Genomic DNA, 14,968 nt, shown 5'->3' on the forward strand with positions numbered 1-14,968 from the left:
TATGCGTGTAATTGTTTATGGCAGCTTAAGACAAAAGCAAGGAAATCATCACTGGATGACTTATGCCCAGCTACTTGGTGAGCATAAGCTAGAAGGCTATGAACTGTATGATCTTGGATATTATCCAGCGGTTGTCAAAGGGGATGGGGCGATAGAGTGCGAAGTTTATCGAATCAACCCGTCCATTTTGACAGAGTTAGATGAGCTAAAGAAAAATTCTCAAGACTATGTGAGGGAGCTCATCCCAACGCCGTATGGCAATGCTTGGATTTATCTATATAAACATTCCGTTGATGGTCTACGCCAAATAAAAAGTGGCGACTGGTTGAAACGTGATGAAGAAAAGTAGCTATCCAATATTATATTGAATGCTATAGTTATACAGGACGCCAGCCATGATAGCTGGCGTTTTTTATGAACCAATCAACGGGTTATAACCCATAAAAAAAGCCCTGGTATTAACCAGAGCTTTCATAATCTCCCTAGAGGGATATTATTTTTTTGCAGCGCGTTCGAAAGATTCGATGATCTCTGCTTTTGCAGATGCCGCGTCTTCCCAACCATCAACTTTAACCCACTTACCTTTTTCTAAATCTTTGTAATGTTCAAAGAAGTGAGTAATTTGAGCACGCAGTAATTCTGGCAGGTCGTTCACATCTTTAATGTGATCGTATTCTTTGCTTAATTTAGTGTGCGGAACAGCCACTAATTTTGCATCTTCACCAGACTCGTCAGTCATTTTCAGTACGCCAACAGGACGGCAACGGATGACTGAGCCTGGTTGTAATGGGTATGGAGTTGGAACTAATACATCAACTGGGTCACCATCTAAAGACAGGGTGTTGTTGATGTAACCATAGTTGCATGGATAGAACATCGCTGTTGACATGAAACGGTCTACAAACAGCGCACCAGACTCTTTATCAACTTCATATTTGATAGGATCTGCGTTCGCAGGGATTTCGATGATAACATAGATATCTTCTGGCAGATCTTTACCTGCCGGTACATTGTTCAGGCCCATTTAAATGTATCCTTTGTGTGAATAATGAATTTACTCATTTTAATTTGTCGCTGGCATCGCATTTATTGCCGCCTTTAGGCAAATTAAATAATAGAGTAGATAGCGTGAGGGACATTATAGCCGTAAAAGGGGACAAAACTCACTAGTTGGTGAAAAAAAGGGACAAAAAAGGCGGGAAGCCCCGCCTTATAATTAATGAATTAGATTATTCCGTGTCAGGGAATTCACGCATAAATGATTCTGCTTTTTCTACCATCGACTCAGTTCCGACAAAGAACGGCGCACGTTGGTGTAATTCGCTAGGTATGATATCTAAAATGCGGTTTGCTCCGTCACTGGCTTTACCACCGGCTTGTTCTGCTAAAAATGCAATTGGGTTACATTCGTACAGAAGGCGCAGTTTCCCATTTGGATGGCTTGCCGTACTTGGGTAAATATAAATTCCCCCTTTGAGCAAGTTACGATGGAAGTCTGCAACCAAAGAACCGATATAACGCGTGGTATACGGACGATTTGTTGCTTTATCTTCTTCTTGGCAATATTTAATGTACTTTTTAACACCCATCGGGAACTTAATATAGTTACCTTCATTGATGGAGTACATTTTTCCTTCTGATGGGAACATCACTTTTTCATGAGACAAGCAGAACACGCCCAATGATGGGTCGTAAGTAAACGCATGTACACCAACACCAGTAGTGTAAACCAACATCGTTGATGAACCGTAAACCACGTAGCCCGCAGCCACTTGGCGGTTACCAGGTTGCAGGAAATCCGCTTCTGTAACCGGTTGGCCAATTGGCGTGATACGATGGTAGATTGAGAAAATTGTTCCAACGGAAACGTTTACATCGATGTTTGAAGAACCATCAAGTGGGTCCATTAAAACAACATATTTTGCGTTTTCTGCGCGGTCTCCTTCGAAAATGACAATTTCATCTTCTTCTTCAGAGGCGATACCGGCGACTTCTCCGCGTGCTTTTAAAGCCGCTTTCAGTTTTTCGTTTGCATACAGGTCAAGCTTCATCTGAACTTCACCTTGAATATTCGAAACACCGTTAGTGCCAAGAATATCGACAAGTCCAGCTTTATTAATATCACGATGGATAATTTTAGCGCCCAGTTTGATAGCTGATAATAAAGAAGTCAGCTCACCTGTTGCATGAGGAAAATCTTGTTGCTTTTCGACGATGAATTCGCCTAATGTTTTCATGACGAAGGTCCTGAATAAAATTGACAGAGGTTTTGCGGGGCATTTACCCTCGCGCGGGAAGAGTTTAACTAAATAAAAAAAAGATTAATAGGTTAATGCATTTATAAACCTGTTTTTGATGGGTAGAATAGTGACCAACCTCATGCTAATTGGATGAAAAAGAATGCACATACATATTTTAGGTATATGCGGTACCTTTATGGGAAGCTTAGCAATATTGGCTCGTTCTTTAGGACATAAAGTGACGGGTTCGGATGCCAATGTGTATCCACCGATGAGCACATTGCTTGAAAATCAAGGGATTGAGCTTATTCAGGGGTATGATCCGGCTCAGCTTGACCCAATACCGGATATGGTGGTGATTGGTAATGCAATGACGCGTGGAAACCCTTGTGTTGAAGCCGTATTAGAAAGAGGTTTGCCGTATACTTCTGGCCCACAGTGGCTCCATGACTATGTGTTACCGGAACGTTGGGTACTGGCTGTGGCGGGGACACATGGTAAAACGACCACCGCGGGGATGCTTGCGTGGATCTTAGAAGACTGCGGTTACAAGCCAGGTTTTCTAATCGGCGGTGTCCCAGGTAACTTTGATGTCTCCGCTAAGATTGGTGAAAGCCCGTTTTTTGTCATCGAAGCTGATGAATATGACTGTGCATTCTTCGATAAACGTTCTAAATTTGTTCATTACAGCCCGAAAACCTTGGTATTGAACAACCTTGAATTCGACCATGCGGATATCTTTGAAAACCTCGAAGCGATTCAAAAACAGTTCCATCATCTTGTACGTATTGTGCCCGCCAGTGGCAAAATTTTCACACCGGACAACGACAATCATTTAAAACAAGTGATTGGAATGGGCTGTTGGAGTGAACAAGAGCTGGTGGGTGGGGAGCATGGCGGATGGCAAGCTGAGAAGCTCAGCCACGATGGCAGCCATTTTGCGGTGTATTACCAACAAGAAAAAGTTGGAGAAGTCACTTGGTCACAAGTGGGTAACCACAATATCCAAAATGCATTGATGGCGATTGCAGCGGCTCACCATGTGGGCGTTCCAGTAAAAGAAGCTTGTCTCGCCTTAGATAGTTTTATCAATGCACGTCGTCGTCTTGAGCTACGAGGCGTTGAAAATGGTGTCAGTGTTTACGATGACTTCGCACATCATCCAACTGCTATTTTGGCGACGTTAGAAGCACTTCGCAGCAAAGTTGGGGGAACTTCACGTATTCTTGCGGTGCTCGAACCTCGCTCGAATACGATGAAAATGGGTATCAATAAAAATGATATTGCGCCTGCGCTTGGCCGTGCAGATGAAGTGTTTCTTTTCCAACCCGCCAATATCCCTTGGATGGTGACAGACATCGCTGAAAAATGCGTCCAACCCGCGCGTTGGAGTGCAGATATTGAGGCATTTACCAATATGATTATTGAAACCGCACAACCGGGCGATCATATTTTGGTGATGAGCAACGGTGGCTTTAGTGGCATTCATGGCAAATTGCTCGCAGGTTTGAAAGCGAAAGCAGAAACAGAGCGAGATGATTAAATTCTCTTAGCTAGCTATTTGATAACCCCAGTGATTCTTATGATTACTGGGGTTTTTTTATGTTTGGCATACCCAATGGGCACTGTTCTGTGACGAGACTTAATGTTATTGGACTATTCATTTCTTTTTTTAAACTTCCCATATAACAATCTACTGAATCAGTAAAAAGGTGGAATAAACAACCAACAGCAATGGCTTTAAGTTTCCATGATGGCATGAATAATAATACGACATAGACAACCGCAGCCCAAAAGGAATGGAGTGGGTGGAAACCAATGCCACAGCGCTCTGGGTCGAAAATCGGATCAGCTAGCAGATGATCTAAGTCGATAGCCATCGTGGCAATCATAATCAGGGCCGCTAGTTTCCAATTTTTTCGCCAAAATAGGTAACCAAAGGCAATTGGCATTAGGAAGTGAAAGCCGTAGTGTATGAAGTTACGGAAAATATCAAATAGCAAAATGATGTCTCAAAATAGAATAGAAACAGACAAAAACAATAAGAGGGAAATCAATTTCCCTCTTAAGCTAATGTATATCAATAGATTAAAGCTCTTGTTCAAATAACGCTAGAATCGCTTCATACAGTTCTTTTGTGGTGAAATTATTTGCCGGTGTTGAGAAGATAGTATCATCACCAGCAATACTACCTAAAATCCCTTCTGCTTTGCCTAATGAATCTAACAAACGTGCAATAAGCTGTGCAGCACCAGGGCTAGTTCTGATCACGACAACAGAAGGGTTATAGTCTATATCCAAAACCAAGTTTTTGAGTGGACTGGTAGCGGTAGGGACACCAGGCTCTGTAGGCAGGCAATATACCATTTCCATTTTTGCATTACGGGTGCGAACTGCACCAAATTTGGTAAGCATTCTGGAAATCTTTGATTGGTTAATATTTTCGAAGCCTTCTTCTTGCAAAGCTGTGACGATCTCAGCTTGCGAGCTAAATTTTTCTTCTTTAAGTAGGGCTTTAAAAGCCTTAACCAAGTCTTCTTGTTTAGACGGAGTGCGCATAATTAACCCATTCTTTTGCATTGAACCAAGTTGTATTATCCGTAAAAGTGCATTTTTATGCAACAAAATTGCGTTATGATGATTTTATAACCAGTGAATAACTTAAAGTTAGATAAGCTTGTTTCGAGCTGATAGTCTGAAGTATTTATTTATCGTAAATTGTGGGAATGAAAAATTAGCATAATAGAACAATGAATTTTTCAGATGTCTGCTGTAAATTTATTGTTAATAAAAATATTTTTGATTGAATAATATACACTAAAAACAACTTATTGTGCGAAATGCAATACCCTGAAAAACTATTTGTTAAAAAAGTGCCCGTTATCTCATTAACAGATAAGGAATTTGTTTAGAATACTGGCAATTAATAAACAAGTTCTCTTGCGTTAAACTCTCTCTCTATCTGTTAACAAATTGTTTTTTATACGTAATGTGTTAAGTGTATAACAAATAAAGTGATATCTTTTTAAAGTACAAATTAAGGAGTTTCAGAATGAAAGTTGCAGTCCTAGGTGCAGCAGGTGGTATCGGTCAGGCTCTCGCCCTTCTTCTCAAAAACCAGCTCCCAGCAGGTTCAGAACTCTCCCTCTACGACATCGCACCAGTTACTCCAGGTGTTGCTGCTGACCTAAGCCATATCCCAACTGATGTTAAAGTGACAGGCTTTGCCGGCGAAGATGCAAAACCTGCATTGAAAGGTGCTGACATTGTTCTTATTTCTGCGGGTGTTGCACGTAAACCAGGTATGGATCGTTCTGACTTATTTAACATCAATGCGGGTATCGTCCGTAATCTGATCCAACAAATTGCTGAAACCTGCCCTAAGGCATTGATTGGTATTATCACTAACCCAGTGAATACTACCGTTGCTATCGCTGCGGAAGTCCTGAAAAAAGCAGGAGTATACGATAAAAACCGTTTATTCGGTGTGACGACGTTAGATATCATTCGTTCTAATACGTTTGTTGCTGAGCTGAAAGGCAAAAATGTTAATGACCTTGAAGTGCCTGTTATTGGCGGCCACTCAGGTGTGACTATTCTGCCATTGTTATCTCAAATTGAAGGTGTTAGCTTCACTGATGAGGAAGTTGCCGCGTTAACCAAACGTATTCAAAACGCAGGTACAGAAGTCGTTGAAGCGAAAGCGGGTGGCGGGTCTGCAACTTTATCTATGGGCCAAGCAGCCGCACGTTTAGGTTTATCTTTAATTCGTGGTCTCCAAGGCGAAAGCAATGTAGTTGAATGTGTTTACACTGAAGGTGATGGTGAACACGCTCGCTTCTTCGCACAACCAGTTGTTTTAGGTAAAAACGGTATCGAAAAGCACTTACCAATCGGTAAATTAAGCGCATTTGAAGAGAAAGCGCTGAAAGACATGCTAGATGTATTAAAAGCAGATATCGAATTAGGTGAAAAATTCATTAATGGCTAATGCCAATTAATTTTTCCTAATAGTGAATGTGAAGGGTTGAGTTTCGTTTAGAACTCAACCTTTTTTATTGGGTAAGTCATCATGAAGCATGCTGTCGCATCCAATGGTCCCAATGCGGATCTGATGGTATTTTCTCTACTAAAAAATCAATAAATGTCCTGATTTTAGGTGAGTGTGTATGGGCTGGGTGGTATAAAGCATATAGGGCAAATGGGGTGGATTTAGGGTCATAATCCAATAAGACAGGGAGCAACTCTCCGTTTTCAATATAATTGCCTAGCATATAAGTAGGTAAACAAACGATACCTTGATGGCAGCGTGCTGCCTCTAATAACCCTAAACTACTATTTACCTCAATCATATTATTAATTTCTAGAGGATATGCGCTACCGTCTTTATCCGTCATGCGCCAGGTGTCAGGAATATTTGGATTAATTAAACAATTGTGTGATGCAATATCGGCAGGGGATTGAGGAATACCATATCGTTCGAAATAAGTACGGCTTCCACAGTATACCCAATTAATATTACAAATTTTCCGTAATGCAAAGTTTTCAGGTGGGTGGCTGGTAATTCGTAATGCAATATCGAAATCAACTTCATTTAAATTAATAAGTTCGTCATTAAGGTCAACAGACAAACTCACTTTAGGATTGGTTTCTCGGTATTCACTGTATATTTGCATTAAATGACAAACTCCAAATGCAATAGAACAGGTAATTTTTAATTGCCCTTGAGCATGTTGATAGAAGCTGGCGGTATTGACCAGTGAGTCATCGAGATCGGCTAATAAGTTTTGCGATCGTTGCAATAAATAGCGCCCTGCGTCCGTTAAAATAAAATTTCGCGTTGTGCGCTTTAGGAGTACAACCCCCAACTGATCTTCGAGTTGTTGAAGGCCTCGACTAACTGATGATGGCGTTACATTCAGCTTCTTTGCAGCCAGGCTGAAGCTATTACACTCGACGATTTTGATGAATAACTCTAAATGCCGAAAAATCGCGTAGCTGTCAATTTTTGCTTTAAACGCAAAAGTGTTTTTATTTATTAGCATTGTCATGCCCTATTAAACCCGTTTATTCCAGCATACTATAATTGTGAATTTATCGCAGTTTACTCATGCCACACCAGTTTTAAAAAGAAATGTAGCTTCTACACAATATTGTTGTTCCTAACTTTTTTAATAATTAAATCTATAACGTTGAGGAATAGACTATGTCTAATAGTATTCAGGCAAGTGCAGATAATCCGATTAATACAAAAAAGATCCCCTTTACAAAATATGATGTTGGTTGGGTTATTTTATGCATTGGTATGGCAATTGGTTCAGGGATTGTTTTTATGCCTGTGCAAATTGGTATCAAAGGTATTTGGGTCTTTATTGCTGCAACAATACTTTCTTATCCAGCAATTTATTGGCTACAAAATTTATATCTCAGAACATTATCTGAATCTGAAGAATGTAATGACTACGCCAGTGTTATTACACAATATTTAGGTAAAAACTGGGGGATAGCATTAGGGATTGCCTATTTTTTGATGTTATTGCATGGAATGTTCTCTTACTCGCTGGCGGTCACCTTCGATAGTGCTTCTTACATTAAAACGTTTGGATTGACGGAAGGGCTATTATCTGATTCTGTTTGGTATGGGTTGATTATTATTTCAGTATTAGTCGCAATTGCTGCACAAGGGGAGCGGTTACTGTTTAAAGTCTCTGGTCCAATGGTTATTGTAAAATTCGGTATTATCGTACTGCTTGGTATAGTGATGGTTCCATATTGGAATTTTGCCAATATCACAGCATTTCCTGATTTTCTCCCATTTATGAGAGATGTTTTTTTAACACTACCATTTACCTTATTTTCTATATTGTTTGTGCAAATATTGAGCCCCATGAACATTGCGTATCGTAAAATAGAAAGTAATAAGCGTATCGCGACATACCGAGCAATACGCGCTAACCGTGTTGCGTATATTATTCTCGCCGTTGCAGTCTTGTTTTTTGCTTTTTCTTTTACTTTCTCAATTAGCCATGAGCAAGCCGTATCAGCCTTTGAACAGAATATTTCAGCATTAGCGATTGCTGCTCAAGTGATACCAGGGGCAATAGTGAAAGTGATGACCGCATTACTCAATATTTTTGCAATCTTGACGGCATTCTTAGGAATTTATTTAGGCTTCCAAGAAGCAATCAAAGGCATTGTTGTCAATCTATTGAGTCGATTTATTCCTGAAGAACGCATTAACCAAACAGTGCTACATTATGGGGTATGCTTAGGCGTTATCATTGCACTGTGGTTTTGGGTTTCAACACGGTTTTCTATTCTGTTTTTCATGCAACTTGGCGGCCCATTATTTGGTATCGTTTCTTGCTTAATTCCTTGCTATCTGGTTTACAAAGTTCCGGCATTACACAAATTTAAAGGCCCAACAGTGTGGTTCATCATTTTCTTTGGTGTGCTGTTATGCCTATCTCCATTCTTTAAATTTTTCGAATAAATAATGATGTTGTTGAGAGGATCTCATGAAGAAAAAAGCGGTATCTGAATTTCATGTTGATACACAAGTCACCCAGCTAGGGAGAGACCCTGCTAAGCAAGCTGGTTTTGTAAATGCTCCCGTTTATCGTGGTTCGACGGTCGTATTTCCAACTGTTGATGCCTTAATCAATGATAGGGCGGAATTTAATTATGGTACAGCGGGCACGCCAACAATTAAGCAATTGGAGCAAGCTTGGTCCGCTCTTGCTGGAGCCGAAGGGACGGTGCTTTCACCATCTGGTTTAGGCGCGATTGTGTTGGCATTGCTGACAACATTGAAAACAGGTGATCATTTATTAATGCCTGATAGTGTTTATCGGCCAACACGTAAGTTTTGTCATGGTCTGTTGGATAAAATGGGGATCATCACAACCTATTATGACCCGATGATTGGTGCTGACATTGAAAAACTGGTAACGCCAAATACCAGCACAATTTTTTTAGAATCTCCAGGTTCTCAAAGTTTTGAAATTCAAGATGTGCCTGCAATTGTTGAGGTTGCAAAACGCCATGATATTGCGACGATTATTGATAATACATGGGCGACACCTTTATTTTTTAAAGCTCATGAACTGGGTTGTGATATCTCGCTGGAAGCAGGCACCAAATATTTAGGCGGCCATTCTGATTTGCTAATGGGAATTATCTCGGCGAATCAAGCGTGGTGGCCGAAACTACGTGAAACTTATGATTACATGGCCATGTTGCCGGGAGCAGAGGACTGTTTTCTTGCATTGCGGGGTTTGCGAACCTTACCTATTCGCTTAAAAGAAGCTCAAGAAAGAGCTTTAAATATTGCACACTGGCTGCAAGAACGAACCGAAGTGATTCGTATTTTACATCCTGCATTTGCTGATTGCCCAGGCCATGAAATTTGGAAGCGGGATTTTACTGGTTCATCGGGGCTGTTTTCCATTGTACTTGACCCTAAATATACCCAAACAGATATTGCAAAAATGCTGGATGGTTTATCAATTTTTGGTATGGGGTATTCATGGGGCGGTTTTGAAAGCTTAATTATTCCATTTAATTGTGCTGAATATCGAACTGTGACTAATTGGAACCCTGGTGGACCGACATTACGGCTGCAGATTGGCTTAGAAAATTTAGATGACTTAAAACAAGATCTCGCTGACGGTTTTTCTCGGATGAAATAAACAAGACCGTTCTTTATTGGAGAGCCATCTAAGGATAATGCCGTGAATAAATTGATTTATTATTCACGGCGTTATAATTATATCAATTCAATTTTTAATCTTCTGCTGGTGTTTTTACTCTGACTTTTCTTTCTAATAAATCCCCTGTAATTGGGTCATAATAACGACTTGGCCAAATTTCAGCGGGGTGGATCGCTAAGAAATTGGCAATAATCCATTCCCCTTTAGGCCAAGGGCGTGATAGTGCATTTGCTAACGTTGAAGAGCTTAGTCCTGCCTCGCGCGAAATTGCGGCAAGAGTTGTCCCACGCTTACGTAAAGCTGCAATGATATCTGCAGGGTGCCAGTCCGACTTCCGTAAAATCATTTTTTAGTCCTTTTTTCACTTAGAATCATGTAGAGTTAGTGGTACGAGTAACCGAAAATTATGATACATTCAGTACATCCGTTTAGTTATTGGAAATAAAATAACAGAAATTTCCCAAAATAATTTCTGATTTTTTCTTAAAAATTCATTTTATGAAACTATCGTGGTTTTTATGAAATTAAATAGAAAGTCAGAATGAATAACTGTGAATTAGGATAAAACTTTGATGTTAAAACTAACTCTTTCTAGTTAGGGATAGAAATGGCATATTTAATGCTACTTTTTACTCGTACTCGTAATATATCTAGATTAGTTAATAAAATTAGTTAAATTATTAGTGAGTAAATTATTTAATTGTCTGTTATTAAAAGAAATTAGAATGCTAATAACAAATATAATTTGTATATTATTATTTATAGGCATAAATAAAACGAATGAGTTAATGAGGTTTTGAGAAAATATAGATAGTTTTCAACAACTGAGAATTAAATTGTCATCATGACTAGGAGGGTCAGCATGTACAAGGAATGGCTAACGGCAAAAGAGCTGCTTGGGTTACAAGGGCTTCCCATGACAACTCAAGGTATTAATGCAATGGCAAGGCGTGAAAACTGGGTAAGCCGTAAAAGGCGAGGTATTCAAGGCAAAGCGTTGGAGTACCATATTAGTTCTTTACCTATCGATATTTTTGAGGGGCAGTTTGCTAACGAAACTTCATCTCCTTATCAAGTAAAACGAAATGATAATGCCTTTATTTGGCAGGAAGCTTATAACCAGCTTTCTAATGATGAACGAGACACTATCCTGACATTTATTATGCGTGAAGGCACATTAGCACTAATTGATTTAATTAATAATAAATAATTTACAATTACTTAAGGTGTAAATAATTAATATATAAAAATAATATTATATTGAATTTAAAAAATTTTTTAACAGATGACATTTTAGTAAAGCTGCAACAGCAGGTTTCATAATATAAGTGTGAAGTGAAAAATGAAAAAATTGTGGTTCACTGCCAAAGAATTAGCTGGGTTAGAAGGACTCCCGACATCACCCCAGGGAATTAACCTAATGGCAAGACGAGAAGGCTGGAAAAACCGCCGTAAAAGAGGGGTGCAAGGTAAGGCTGTTGAGTATTATTATGAAAGCTTACCGGGGGAAATCCAAGGGCAACTTAGCCTGCATGAGCCTTCGGTAACTTACCAAAGTCAAAGAACAGATGCATTACAGATCTGGTCAGAAGCGTATTATCAATTGACAGAGTCTGAGCGCAATAAAATAGTGAAATATATCCTGCGTTATGGTTTGTCGTCACTGCTTGCGCAAATCGATGAAGAAGACAAAGGGGAAAAATAGCGTTTCCCCTTTTCTTGACCTGTTTTGCCTTTTCTAGTGACTAAGAATGGCGTTGGATTGCGATATAAGCTAAGCCGATCAATGCATCTTTATAAATTGAATCTTCAATTACATTTAAGGCATCAATCGCTTTTTGTGCTTCTTCTTGGGCTCTTGCATAAGTATATTCAAGGGAACCACAGCGTTTCATAGTTGCAAGAACAGTATCTAACAGATGACGCCCATTGCCTTGTTCAATCGCTTGGCGGATCAATGCTGACTCTTCTTCATTACCATTTTGCATCGCGTGAAGTAGGGGAAGTGTAGGCTTACCTTCATCTAAATCATCCCCCGTATTTTTCCCCAGCTGAGCATTGTCTGCATCATAATCGAGTAGATCGTCAATTAACTGAAAAGCTGTCCCAATATAACGACCATAATCTTGTAGTGCTTTTTCTTGCTCTGGTGTCGCATTGGCTAAAATCGCAGATGCATGGGCTGCTGCTTCAAAAAGACGTGCGGTTTTACTGTAGATCACTTGCATATAGTTTTCTTCAGTAATGTTAGGATCGTTGCAGTTCATCAATTGCAAAACCTCCCCTTCAGCGATCACATTCGTCGCTTCAGACATCAGTTTTAGCACCCGCATTGAATCGAGATCCGTCATCATCTGGAATGATCGAGTGTAAATAAAATCACCAACTAAGACACTCGCTGCATTACCAAAAACAGCATTTGCAGTTTGCTTTCCGCGACGCATATCGGACTCATCAACGACGTCATCATGCAGCAAAGTTGCTGTATGAATGAACTCGATCAATGCAGCAACTTGGGTATGTTTATGACCCGAGTAACCTAAGGATCGACCAGCAAGCACTGCGATCATAGGCCGGATCCTTTTACCGCCACCACTGACGATGTAATAACCAAGCTGGTTAATTAGCGCAACATCTGAATTCAATTGACTGAGGATGGCTTCGTTTACCGCTGACATATCCTCAGTTGTCAGTTCAATAATAGATTCTAAATTCATCTTAATTTATTCATATTATTAGTTTTTGGTTCATTCCCGAAATAAAAAGTTGGGAGACCGATAGAACAGTTATCTTTCTAGCATAACATTATTAATTATAAGATTATCAGGTGTGATGCAAAAAATGTTTAAATAAGTAACAATTGAGTGAATAGGGACAAAATCAACGTTCAAAAACGGTTATTGAGAAAAAAGTCGTATTTTTTGTCATCTAACCGCATTATTGGCTTGTGTTCTGCTGCTTTTTTGCGTAGAATTCGCGCCCTATTGTGAATATTTTATAGCGTGCTCTGGAATTGAAATATTTAGCGGGTACGCGGAAAGCGGAGTTAATATGTACGCGGTTTTCCAAAGTGGTGGTAAACAACACCGAGTTAGCGAAGGTCAAACTGTCCGCCTAGAAAAGCTGGACATCGCAACAGGTGAAACTGTTGAATTTGATCAAGTTCTGATGGTTGCTAATGGCGATGAGATCCAAATCGGCGCTCCTGTCGTTGAAGGCGTTAAAGTGAAAGCGGAAGTGGTTGCACACGGTCGTGGCGAAAAAGTTAAAATCGTCAAATTCCGTCGTCGTAAACATAGCCGTAAACAACAGGGTCATCGTCAGTGGTTCACTGATGTTAAGATCACTGTCATCGCTTAAGATTTAGGAGAGCAGATTAATGGCACACAAAAAGGCTGGTGGTTCGACTCGTAACGGTCGTGACTCAGAAGCAAAACGTTTAGGTGTTAAACGTTTTGGTGGTGAAGCTGTATTAGCAGGTAGCATCATCGTTCGTCAACGTGGTACTAAGTTCCACGCAGGTAACAACGTAGGTTGTGGCCGTGACCACACTCTGTTCGCATTAGCGGACGGTAAAGTTAAATTTGAAGTTAAAGGTCCAAACAATCGTAAATTTATCAGCATCGAAGCTGAATAAGTTTTCTGACCTTTAATTCAGAATTAAAGCCCTGCAAAAACCTTTTGCGGGGCTTTTTATATTCAGATATTTGATCTTTAATGAACTACACACGTATTAAAGATGCACCATCTCTGAGTAGAACAGCCATCCAGCGTTATGCGGCTCAGAAGCGGAGAGAGAATTATGAAATTTGTAGATGAAGCCAAAATATTGGTCGTGGCAGGAGATGGTGGCAATGGTTGTGTCAGCTTCCGCCGTGAAAAATACATCCCTAAAGGGGGACCGGACGGTGGTGACGGTGGCGATGGTGGGGACGTTTACTTACAAGCAGACGAAAACCTCAACACGCTAATCGACTATCGTTTTGAAAAATCCTTTCGTGCAGAGCGCGGCCAGAATGGCCAAAGCCGTGAATGTACAGGTAAACGTGGTCAAGATATCACAGTTAAAGTGCCTGTAGGAACGCGTGTACGCGATTTAGGGACCAATGAAGTACTTTGTGATATGACTCGTCATGATCAACGTCATATGGTCGCTAAAGGCGGCTTCCATGGGCTTGGAAATACCCGTTTTAAATCTTCAGTGAATCGTGCTCCACGTCAACGTACCATGGGGACAAAAGGGGAAACTCGCGAAATACTGTTAGAACTAATGCTGTTAGCAGATGTTGGTATGCTTGGTATGCCGAATGCAGGTAAATCTACCTTTATTCGTTCAGTGTCAGCAGCAAAACCAAAAGTTGCTGATTATCCATTTACCACTTTAGTCCCAAGCTTGGGTGTCGTGCGTATGGATAACGAACAAAGCTTTGTGGTTGCGGATATTCCAGGGTTGATCGAAGGCGCAGCGGAAGGTGCAGGCCTTGGGATCCAATTCCTGAAACACTTAGAACGTTGTCGTGTCTTACTTCACTTGATTGATATTTGCCCTATTGATGAGTCTGATCCTGTCGAAAATGCGAAGATCATCATCAGTGAGTTAGAAAAATACAGTGAAAAGCTGGCAGCAAAACCACGTTGGTTAGTCTTCAATAAGATTGATATCTTAGGTGAAGAGGAATCAGCACAGCGCGCAGCAGAAATTGCCAAAGCGATGGGCTGGGAAGATAAATTCTATATGATTTCAGCAGTTAACCACGAAGGTGTGAAAGCACTGTGTTGGGATATCATGGAATTTATGAATACTCAACCGCGTGATATGGCAACGACTGAAGATACACAGCAACCTGAAAAAGTTGAATTCATGTGGGACGATTATCACAAAGAACAACTTTCTGGTACTGAAGATTTTGATGATGACTGGGATGACGATTGGGATGAAGATGACGACGAAGGTGTCGAAATTATTTATCAAAAATAGTTTATCTTAGAAATGTAAAAAGGCGCGAAAGCGCCTTT

At 40.2% G+C, this 14,968-nt stretch carries 17 protein-coding genes; 10 read left to right on the forward strand and 7 right to left on the reverse strand.

Annotated features, from left to right (window positions below; translation table 11 throughout):
- The first annotated feature begins 1 nt into the window (after position 1).
- Positions 2-349 carry a gamma-glutamylcyclotransferase family protein gene (locus tag PSE83_RS13365; protein WP_004905952.1) on the forward strand — a complete coding sequence of 116 codons (348 nt, stop codon included), beginning with the start codon at positions 2-4 and terminating at the stop codon, positions 347-349.
- A gap of 144 nt (positions 350-493) precedes the next feature.
- Here PSE83_RS13365 and ppa read toward each other — a convergent pair whose 3' ends face one another.
- On the reverse strand, positions 494-1,024 hold the full coding sequence (gene ppa, locus PSE83_RS13370; RefSeq protein WP_004905951.1) for an inorganic diphosphatase: 531 nt from the start codon (positions 1,022-1,024) through the stop codon (positions 494-496).
- Positions 1,025-1,229: 205 nt separating this feature from the next.
- Complete coding sequence (fbp, locus tag PSE83_RS13375; RefSeq protein WP_004905947.1) at positions 1,230-2,237, reverse strand: class 1 fructose-bisphosphatase; 1,008 nt, start codon at positions 2,235-2,237, stop codon at positions 1,230-1,232.
- Positions 2,238-2,400: 163 nt separating this feature from the next.
- Between fbp and mpl the strand changes: the two genes are divergently transcribed.
- Entirely contained in the window at positions 2,401-3,783 is a 1,383-nt protein-coding gene (mpl, locus tag PSE83_RS13380; RefSeq protein WP_036958785.1) for a UDP-N-acetylmuramate:L-alanyl-gamma-D-glutamyl-meso-diaminopimelate ligase, read from the forward strand.
- A 43-nt stretch (positions 3,784-3,826) separates the two neighbouring features.
- Here mpl and PSE83_RS13385 read toward each other — a convergent pair whose 3' ends face one another.
- Positions 3,827-4,243, reverse strand: a complete 417-nt coding sequence (locus PSE83_RS13385) for a DUF6122 family protein (RefSeq protein WP_036958784.1) — start codon at positions 4,241-4,243, stop codon at positions 3,827-3,829.
- 85 nt (positions 4,244-4,328) lie between these two features.
- Positions 4,329-4,799 carry a transcriptional regulator ArgR gene (gene argR / locus PSE83_RS13390; protein WP_004907450.1) on the reverse strand — a complete coding sequence of 157 codons (471 nt, stop codon included), beginning with the start codon at positions 4,797-4,799 and terminating at the stop codon, positions 4,329-4,331.
- Between the two features lie 493 nt (positions 4,800-5,292).
- Here argR and mdh point away from each other — a divergent pair, with 493 nt between their 5' ends.
- A complete protein-coding gene (gene mdh, locus PSE83_RS13395) occupies positions 5,293-6,231 on the forward strand; it encodes a malate dehydrogenase (protein ID WP_004905937.1) in 939 nt (312 codons plus the stop codon).
- Positions 6,232-6,310: 79 nt separating this feature from the next.
- Here the strand turns inward: mdh and PSE83_RS13400 are convergent, their stop codons facing one another.
- Positions 6,311-7,285 carry a LysR family transcriptional regulator gene (locus PSE83_RS13400; RefSeq protein ID WP_004905935.1) on the reverse strand — a complete coding sequence of 325 codons (975 nt, stop codon included), beginning with the start codon at positions 7,283-7,285 and terminating at the stop codon, positions 6,311-6,313.
- Between the two features lie 260 nt (positions 7,286-7,545).
- On the opposite strand from PSE83_RS13400, the gene PSE83_RS13405 reads away from it, so the two are divergent.
- Positions 7,546-8,733 carry an amino acid permease gene (locus tag PSE83_RS13405; RefSeq protein WP_232062811.1) on the forward strand — a complete coding sequence of 396 codons (1,188 nt, stop codon included), beginning with the start codon at positions 7,546-7,548 and terminating at the stop codon, positions 8,731-8,733.
- 25 nt (positions 8,734-8,758) lie between these two features.
- On the forward strand, positions 8,759-9,931 hold the full coding sequence (metC, locus tag PSE83_RS13410; protein ID WP_004905932.1) for a cystathionine beta-lyase: 1,173 nt from the start codon (positions 8,759-8,761) through the stop codon (positions 9,929-9,931).
- 94 nt (positions 9,932-10,025) lie between these two features.
- On the opposite strand, the gene PSE83_RS13415 is transcribed toward metC, so the two are convergent.
- Positions 10,026-10,298: a helix-turn-helix domain-containing protein gene (locus tag PSE83_RS13415; protein WP_004905930.1), complete on the reverse strand. Its 273-nt coding sequence runs from the start codon at positions 10,296-10,298 to the stop codon at positions 10,026-10,028.
- Positions 10,299-10,814: 516 nt separating this feature from the next.
- Here PSE83_RS13415 and PSE83_RS13420 point away from each other — a divergent pair.
- Entirely contained in the window at positions 10,815-11,162 is a 348-nt protein-coding gene (locus PSE83_RS13420) for a DNA-binding protein (protein ID WP_004905929.1), read from the forward strand.
- Positions 11,163-11,294: 132 nt separating this feature from the next.
- The gene (locus tag PSE83_RS13425) at positions 11,295-11,657 is read left to right on the forward strand and encodes a DNA-binding protein (RefSeq protein WP_004905928.1); all 363 of its coding nucleotides are present in this window, start codon (positions 11,295-11,297) and stop codon (positions 11,655-11,657) included.
- Between the two features lie 40 nt (positions 11,658-11,697).
- On the opposite strand, the gene ispB is transcribed toward PSE83_RS13425, so the two are convergent.
- Positions 11,698-12,669, reverse strand: a complete 972-nt coding sequence (ispB, locus tag PSE83_RS13430; RefSeq protein ID WP_096864332.1) for an octaprenyl diphosphate synthase — start codon at positions 12,667-12,669, stop codon at positions 11,698-11,700.
- Positions 12,670-13,003: 334 nt separating this feature from the next.
- Between ispB and rplU the strand changes: the two genes are divergently transcribed.
- From rplU to cgtA, 3 genes are all read left to right on the forward strand, one after another.
- The gene (rplU, locus tag PSE83_RS13435; RefSeq protein ID WP_004905925.1) at positions 13,004-13,312 is read left to right on the forward strand and encodes a 50S ribosomal protein L21; all 309 of its coding nucleotides are present in this window, start codon (positions 13,004-13,006) and stop codon (positions 13,310-13,312) included.
- Between the two features lie 19 nt (positions 13,313-13,331).
- The gene (gene rpmA / locus PSE83_RS13440; RefSeq protein ID WP_004905922.1) at positions 13,332-13,589 is read left to right on the forward strand and encodes a 50S ribosomal protein L27; all 258 of its coding nucleotides are present in this window, start codon (positions 13,332-13,334) and stop codon (positions 13,587-13,589) included.
- A 165-nt stretch (positions 13,590-13,754) separates the two neighbouring features.
- The gene (cgtA, locus tag PSE83_RS13445; protein WP_036958779.1) at positions 13,755-14,930 is read left to right on the forward strand and encodes an Obg family GTPase CgtA; all 1,176 of its coding nucleotides are present in this window, start codon (positions 13,755-13,757) and stop codon (positions 14,928-14,930) included.
- Positions 14,931-14,968 lie beyond the last annotated feature (38 nt).

The sequence above is a fragment of the Providencia sp. PROV150 genome (assembly GCF_028481025.1).
In the GTDB taxonomy this organism is placed as follows: domain Bacteria; phylum Pseudomonadota; class Gammaproteobacteria; order Enterobacterales; family Enterobacteriaceae; genus Providencia; species Providencia hangzhouensis.

What these genes read in the sequence shown, in the direction of transcription:
- PSE83_RS13365 (WP_004905952.1), top strand. Translation starts at nt 2, where the DNA reads ATGCGTGTAATTGTTTATGGCAGCTTAAGACAAAAGCAAGGAAATCAT.
- ppa (WP_004905951.1), bottom strand. Translation starts at nt 1,024, where the DNA reads ATGGGCCTGAACAATGTACCGGCAGGTAAAGATCTGCCAGAAGATATC.
- fbp (WP_004905947.1), bottom strand. Translation starts at nt 2,237, where the DNA reads ATGAAAACATTAGGCGAATTCATCGTCGAAAAGCAACAAGATTTTCCT.
- mpl (WP_036958785.1), top strand. Translation starts at nt 2,401, where the DNA reads ATGCACATACATATTTTAGGTATATGCGGTACCTTTATGGGAAGCTTA.
- argR (WP_004907450.1), bottom strand. Translation starts at nt 4,799, where the DNA reads ATGCGCACTCCGTCTAAACAAGAAGACTTGGTTAAGGCTTTTAAAGCC.
- mdh (WP_004905937.1), top strand. Translation starts at nt 5,293, where the DNA reads ATGAAAGTTGCAGTCCTAGGTGCAGCAGGTGGTATCGGTCAGGCTCTC.
- PSE83_RS13400 (WP_004905935.1), bottom strand. Translation starts at nt 7,285, where the DNA reads ATGCTAATAAATAAAAACACTTTTGCGTTTAAAGCAAAAATTGACAGC.
- PSE83_RS13405 (WP_232062811.1), top strand. Translation starts at nt 7,546, where the DNA reads ATGGCAATTGGTTCAGGGATTGTTTTTATGCCTGTGCAAATTGGTATC.
- metC (WP_004905932.1), top strand. Translation starts at nt 8,759, where the DNA reads ATGAAGAAAAAAGCGGTATCTGAATTTCATGTTGATACACAAGTCACC.
- PSE83_RS13415 (WP_004905930.1), bottom strand. Translation starts at nt 10,298, where the DNA reads ATGATTTTACGGAAGTCGGACTGGCACCCTGCAGATATCATTGCAGCT.
- PSE83_RS13420 (WP_004905929.1), top strand. Translation starts at nt 10,815, where the DNA reads ATGTACAAGGAATGGCTAACGGCAAAAGAGCTGCTTGGGTTACAAGGG.
- PSE83_RS13425 (WP_004905928.1), top strand. Translation starts at nt 11,295, where the DNA reads ATGAAAAAATTGTGGTTCACTGCCAAAGAATTAGCTGGGTTAGAAGGA.
- ispB (WP_096864332.1), bottom strand. Translation starts at nt 12,669, where the DNA reads ATGAATTTAGAATCTATTATTGAACTGACAACTGAGGATATGTCAGCG.
- rplU (WP_004905925.1), top strand. Translation starts at nt 13,004, where the DNA reads ATGTACGCGGTTTTCCAAAGTGGTGGTAAACAACACCGAGTTAGCGAA.
- rpmA (WP_004905922.1), top strand. Translation starts at nt 13,332, where the DNA reads ATGGCACACAAAAAGGCTGGTGGTTCGACTCGTAACGGTCGTGACTCA.
- cgtA (WP_036958779.1), top strand. Translation starts at nt 13,755, where the DNA reads ATGAAATTTGTAGATGAAGCCAAAATATTGGTCGTGGCAGGAGATGGT.